This window comes from Protofrankia sp. Cas3 (assembly GCF_963555955.1).
Lineage (GTDB): Bacteria > Actinomycetota > Actinomycetes > Frankiales > Frankiaceae > Protofrankia.
Window position 1 is genome coordinate 1 of sequence record NZ_CAUVXP010000217.1, and the last position, 4,798, is coordinate 4,798.

A 4,798-nucleotide genomic window follows, 5' to 3' on the forward strand; every position below is an offset into this window, starting at 1 on the left:
ACGATTCTCGGGGAGGATCACCCTCTGACCATCGGGGTCCGAGACACGCTGGCGGATCTTGATAACGGCTGACTCTTCGACCTTTTGGAATTGTTGACGGATCCTGGAACAACCCGAGACAGCGTCCCGGCTGGCAAGCTGCGCGGGTCGGGCTGCCCGGGGAGCGAAGCGACCGGATCCTGTCTCCCGGCTGCCCGCTGGCGTGCCCCCTGCTCGTTTTTCGTCTGCCGTTGGCGTTCCCGGTGCTGGTCTCCGGTGGTCGTGTCGCTGCGCATCCCGGAACGTGCACCGGTGTTCGGTGAACTGGATCACGGAATAGAACCAGCATCGCGAATCTATGCCGCTCGGTACGGCATGGATTCGCCTATCCGGCGGCGGTCAGCCCGACCGGCATGCCCACGGGTCCCGGTGTGTCTGGAATACTTGCCATTCCTGATCTGGGTTATGCGCGGTGACGGGCTGGCGACGCGCCCGGCGAGCACGGCCGCCAGGCCGCGCGCAGGCGGTCGCGCGGCGCGGCACGTGCCGCGCCTTGATCCTAAACCGAGGAATTCGGCAGTGTGCCGGACATATGCCTGGTGGTGCCTTGGCTGGTCGAACGTGAAGACCTGCTTACGCCGATCGTGTGGTCTTGCCTCGGCGGGCAAGGTCGATCAGAGCGTCTGTGCGGGCTGCACGGTTGGGAAGCCGGTCAAGAACGGTTTGGGTCTGGTCGATGGAATCTTGCAGCGTAGGGACATCACGGGCGGGGAACGGCTCGGGAATGTGGCTGAGCGGCGCGGCAACAATGCCGTTGGCGCCGGCGGTGAGGCTGGCGGCGATGTGCCGAGCTGTGCCGTCCCACAGAGTGAACGTCGGGCCGGTGGCTACTCGAAGTGTCGCGAGATCCTCCGGGCTTACCTTGGACACCTTCGCGCCGCGGGGAAGACAGCCGTGCTCGATCGCGACGCGTGCCAGTTCCGGGCTGAGCGTGTGGCCGCTGAATTCGGGATGGCTAAACACATAGCTCGGCTGCGGCAGGGCGGCGAGGAAACGGCGGGCCTGATCAATCGTGTGGAGGTCTCGTAGGACGACCATGGGTGTGATCCCGCGGCGCTCGGCCTCGGTGACGTCGGCCGGTGACCAGCAACAGGCGGTGATCCGCTCCGGGCTGATCACAGCCGTCCAGATGTCGATGGTGGCGGCTCGTTCAGCGGTGGTCGCGGTATGTCCGTTGGTGGTGGTGCCGGACAGGATGAACAGGTCAGCCCAGGTGGCGGCGGCGCGCCGGGCGTACCGCTCGGTGTCGAGGGTGCTGATGGTCCCGTCGATGGTGCGGAACGTGAGCGCGGGTATGACGAGCTGGACAGTCACGCGATCGGGTCCCGAAGCGGTGGGGCGTCGGCGGACTCGCCGGTCAGCGCCTGGTGGATCAGACCGGCGGTCGCGGGCGGTGTCCGCCAGTCGGTGCGTAGGACCATGGTGAACGTGTCGGGTTCGGCTGTGGCTAGGTCTGCCTGCGTCTCGTCCCAGACCTGAAGTCGTTCGTCGAGATCGCTGCTGCCTCGGTCGCGGAGACGGGCACGGGTGACCTCGCGCGGGCACCACAGGAGAACGGTCAGCCATCGTGCGGGGTAGCCGGTCCGGAGGGCGCGGATACCGGCGACCTGGCCCAGGTGCACGACCGGGACCTGTCCCACAGTGATGATCTCGTCGAGTCGTGGGCTGTCGATGGCGTAGATGTTGCCGTACCGCTCGTTCGTGTAGACGATCAGATGCCGGTTGTGGAGCTGCGCGAGATGCCCGGCGGAGGTCCGCCGGTAGCCGGCATTCCTCCCGTTCCCGGCCTTCAACCGATCGAAATGGACATACCGACCGTCCAGGGCGGCCAACGCAGCGGTGACAGTGTCCTTCCCGACCGCCGGTGGTCCGTACAGCACGATGGCGTCAGGAGGCGTCGCGGACACGGCTCGCGAGCTGTCGGGCCTGGTCGGCAAGGTTGGTCTTGGCGTGCCGGCCGTTGTCGACCACGAAATGGGTGCACGCGGGACGTTGATCCAGATTAACGCTGGCCACGTACTCGTCCCAGTAGGACAGCTTCCACGAGTCGCGGGCGGCGTCGCGGGTTTCCAGGTAGTCCCGCATCGAGTCGACGTCACAGCGCATCCACACGACCGCGATCTCAACGCCGCGCGTGCCGCAACGGCTCTTCAGTCGACGTAGCCACGATTCACTGACCACTTCCTGAAGGAACGGGGCGGTGACGACGGTAGAGATCCCAAGCTGGATGTTGTCAAAAACCGCGTCGAACAGGCAGCGATACTCCAGCGGTCGGACCTTGTCCTGATAGGTCGCGGTGTGCCGGTCGTTGGGGTCGGCGTCCAGCGCCAACAACAGACTTTCGGTCAGGGGCCGGCTGAGGGTGTCCTTGTCGACCAGCGTCCAGCCGGTGATCTCGCTGATGAACCGGGCGAACTCGGTCTTGCCCGATCCCGCGAAGCCGGCGACCAGGACCAGGACGGGTGCGCCTTCCCGCGGCCGGCCGGAACTCCACGCAGACAGGATCCGCTTCTTCAGCTCGCATGGGGGAAGGACGATCGGCGCGTCGCTGTCGTCGGTGGGTGTCTCGACGGTCGCCAACAGACGGTTAATCGTGTCGGTGACCTCGTCGTGGCGAGGGTCGACCGGCGGGGCGTCGGTGGGAACACCGATCGCGTCACGCAGATGCACCGGGACCCGGAGGGGATCACGGCCACGGGGACGGGCGGTGTCCGGTGCGATCTCCCACATGCGGGCGGCGAGTCCGAGCATGGCACCGGGTATGCGCAGGCCGTCGGCGATACGTTCGATGACGTCGAGGTCTTCGACCTGGGCTTTCCCGGTGACGATGCGGCTGATACGCGGCTGGCTGAACCCCTCGACGGACGCGGCGATCCGATCCTGACCAACATGATCATATTTGCGGATCAGGAGGAAGATCGCGGTGAAATCCCGCGCGGTGCACGCGGCGCGCATCTCCTCGCGGGCGAGTAGTGCGGCGGAGACGGTGTAGGGCGTGGGGTGCGCCAGGGTTTCGGGCATCATCCGTGGGCCTTCTCCCGGTGCCCGGAGGCGGTCGACGGTCACATGGGCGGAACAAGCCCGATGAGCGTAACGCGCACAAGCGGTTGCAGGACGCCGGACCGGGCGGGTAGGCGCTCCACCAGCGGTTGTCGAGCGCTCGTCTACCGCCACAACCACTCTCATCGCATACCGACAGTCAATATCGTTGCGGCATTCCGTCACCGACTGCTGGTCGGTGACGCTGTCCCGCAAGCCGGCCCCGTCCCGTGTTGCGTCCCATTGCTCCGCGGGGCCGGGTCGGCATCCAACCGACAGCGTGGACGGGATGGTGTGGCCAGTGACGGCAAGCGGCGGAAACGCGGGTGACGACGGGGCCGGGGATGACCGGTTGGCCGTCCTGTACGGGGTGGTGCGCTTCGAGCCGGGCGACGACCGGCGGGTCCGCGACACCACGATCACGTTTGATTCCCCTGCGGCGGCGGAGCTGTTCGCGGTGGAGAGCGGCTGGCACGACTACCAGGTATGCCCGCTGTTCTTCTTCGTCAACACCGTCACGGCGCCGGCGACCGGGCGGATGCTGCTGGGCGCGGCGCTGGCACGATCGGTGCGTCAGGCGGGCGGGCGATGATCGAGCCGGAGCAGTACACGGTCACGATCCATCCCGTGGACCGTCCCGCGGACGTGATGCGCGCGTGGGCAGCGCTGCCAGACGGGGTGGGGTTCGCCGAAGCGCTGGGCGATGTTGAGGTGACGCTCGTATTCCGACCGGTAGGAGCGCTGCTGCCACCGTGGGAGCCGGACGGGACGCCACCGGCGGTATCCGACTGAGCCTTGCCGGCGGCCGGTACAGCGGCGAAGCTACAGGGGTCAGAGCCCAGCAGGCGGCAACGGTCGTTGCCGGGGTTCTGGCCCCTTACCTGTGGGCCGTGCCCGCGGTGACGAGCTCCTCGACCACTGTCAGGCGGCGGGCGAGGTCGTCCAGACGCTGTTCGATGCGACCGATACCGGCGAGGATCTCCCGATCGGTCGCACCGCCAGGGGCGTCCGACACCTGGTTGCCGACCAATACCCGGATCAGATGGTCGTCGGGCCAATCGAGAGCACGGGCGATGGCGGTCAACGTCTTGTTCTGTACCCGTCGGCTGGCACCGTGTTGCACCAGGCGCAGGGTCGAGACCGAGAGGCCGGACAGATCGGCGAGTTCCTGCTGTCCAATCCGTAGGGCGGCCATACGGTCGTTGACCGCAACGGCGACGGCGGGCCAGTTCTCACCCTCAGCCTGTCCCCGGGACGTGTAGACACGAGGCGTGCTCCGTTCCAGCATGTACCGAATCTTAGCTTCCCAGCAAAGAGCGTGCCGTATTGCCGGTCGCATATCGACCCGGCATAAGAACTCGCCGTACCCGGTGTTTCCATGCCTCGTCGATATGGCCGTATACCGACTTCACATGCATCGACGGTCTACCGTTTGAAAAGCGCTTGGCGAGCGGTACATGCTGTATCCCACGGGCTGGGGAGCACGCACACCCCAGCGATGACGGGATGGAAGGTGGATGTGATGGCGATACCGCGGTGGATTCCGGTGGCGTTCGTGGATGTGTTTCCCCATGGCGCGTTCGTGCTCGGCGTGGAAGCGGCCAACGACTTTGAGAAGTCGAAGGCGGGGGCGCCGGATGCGCAGGAGCGGGACAAGGAAACCGGTGAGCTGCTGTGGGCGGTGCGGGTGATGGACGCGGACCCGAATGCACGGGCGGGG

General features: G+C 66.6%; 6 protein-coding genes and 1 pseudogene. 3 read left to right on the forward strand and 4 right to left on the reverse strand.

The window, feature by feature from the left end; translation table 11 throughout:
- Window positions 1–612: 612 nt before the first annotated feature.
- The 3 genes from U9983_RS25375 to U9983_RS25385 are packed head-to-tail and all read right to left on the reverse strand — an operon-like array spanning window position 613 to window position 3,063.
- Window positions 613–1,353, reverse strand: a complete 741-nt coding sequence (locus U9983_RS25375; protein WP_322756425.1) for a hypothetical protein — start codon at window positions 1,351–1,353, stop codon at window positions 613–615.
- On the reverse strand, window positions 1,350–1,946 hold the full coding sequence (locus tag U9983_RS25380) for a guanylate kinase (protein WP_322756426.1): 597 nt from the start codon (window positions 1,944–1,946) through the stop codon (window positions 1,350–1,352). The genes U9983_RS25375 and U9983_RS25380 overlap by 4 nt, the downstream gene beginning before the upstream one ends.
- Window positions 1,927–3,063: an AAA family ATPase gene (locus U9983_RS25385; RefSeq protein ID WP_322756427.1), complete on the reverse strand. Its 1,137-nt coding sequence runs from the start codon at window positions 3,061–3,063 to the stop codon at window positions 1,927–1,929. Before U9983_RS25385 ends, U9983_RS25380 begins: the two co-directional genes overlap by 20 nt.
- A 316-nt stretch (window positions 3,064–3,379) precedes the next feature.
- On the opposite strand from U9983_RS25385, the gene U9983_RS25390 reads away from it, so the two are divergent.
- Both U9983_RS25390 and U9983_RS25395 read left to right on the forward strand, forming a co-directional pair.
- On the forward strand, window positions 3,380–3,670 hold the full coding sequence (locus U9983_RS25390) for a hypothetical protein (protein ID WP_322756428.1): 291 nt from the start codon (window positions 3,380–3,382) through the stop codon (window positions 3,668–3,670).
- Window positions 3,667–3,870 (forward strand): hypothetical protein, encoded by a 204-nt coding sequence (locus tag U9983_RS25395; protein ID WP_322756429.1) that lies wholly within the window; start codon window positions 3,667–3,669, stop codon window positions 3,868–3,870. Before U9983_RS25390 ends, U9983_RS25395 begins: the two co-directional genes overlap by 4 nt.
- Before the next feature lie 85 nt (window positions 3,871–3,955).
- On the opposite strand, the gene U9983_RS25400 is transcribed toward U9983_RS25395, so the two are convergent.
- Entirely contained in the window at window positions 3,956–4,366 is a 411-nt protein-coding gene (locus U9983_RS25400) for a helix-turn-helix transcriptional regulator (protein ID WP_322756430.1), read from the reverse strand.
- 234 nt (window positions 4,367–4,600) lie between these two features.
- Between U9983_RS25400 and U9983_RS25405 the strand changes: the two are divergent.
- Window positions 4,601–4,798 (forward strand): annotated as a pseudogene (locus tag U9983_RS25405) (plasmid replication, integration and excision activator); the annotation flags it as partial.